We start from the raw sequence: 470 nt of genomic DNA, 5'->3' as shown, positions 1-470 counted from the left end.
GTTGAAGAAGTGCATGTTGCAGACCTGTTTTGGTCGGTTGGTCGCCGAGGCAACCTTGGAGGAGCCCAGCGTGGAGGAATTGGTGGCCAGGATCGCGTGGGCAGGTGCAGCAGCATCCAGGGCGGCGAAGATGGACCGCTTGATCTCCAGTTTCTCCGTGGCGGCCTCGATGACGAAGTCGGCGTTGGCGGCGCCTTCTTGAAGGGAGGTGGTGAAGTGCAGCCGTGCCAGGGCCTCGTCTGCGTCGGCACGGTCCAGGCGTCCCTTGGCCACCGAGTTGTCCAGGCGGGAGACAAGCTGCTCGCGGGCCGCGGCCAACGATTCACCGGCGATGTCCTGGATGGTGGTTTTGTAGCCGGCCAGGGCCGCAAGCATGCCGATCTGCGAGCCCATGGCTCCGGATCCAATGACCAGGATGTTGTTGATCTGCATAGGTGTTGTCCTTGTTCTGCGTGGGGGTGGAACTAGGT

The 470-nt window shown here is 62.6% G+C and carries 1 protein-coding gene; it reads right to left on the bottom strand.

What is annotated here, in order from left to right:
• A partial coding sequence (locus tag ACIPVK_RS21800) for a 3-hydroxyacyl-CoA dehydrogenase family protein (RefSeq protein WP_407614071.1) occupies positions 1–432 on the bottom strand: 432 nt, incomplete at its 3' end.
• Positions 433–470 lie beyond the last annotated feature (38 nt).

It is taken from the genome of Paeniglutamicibacter sp. MACA_103 (assembly GCF_045798555.1).
Lineage (GTDB): Bacteria > Actinomycetota > Actinomycetes > Actinomycetales > Micrococcaceae > Paeniglutamicibacter.
This window is presented reverse-complemented; position numbering and strand designations above follow the sequence as displayed.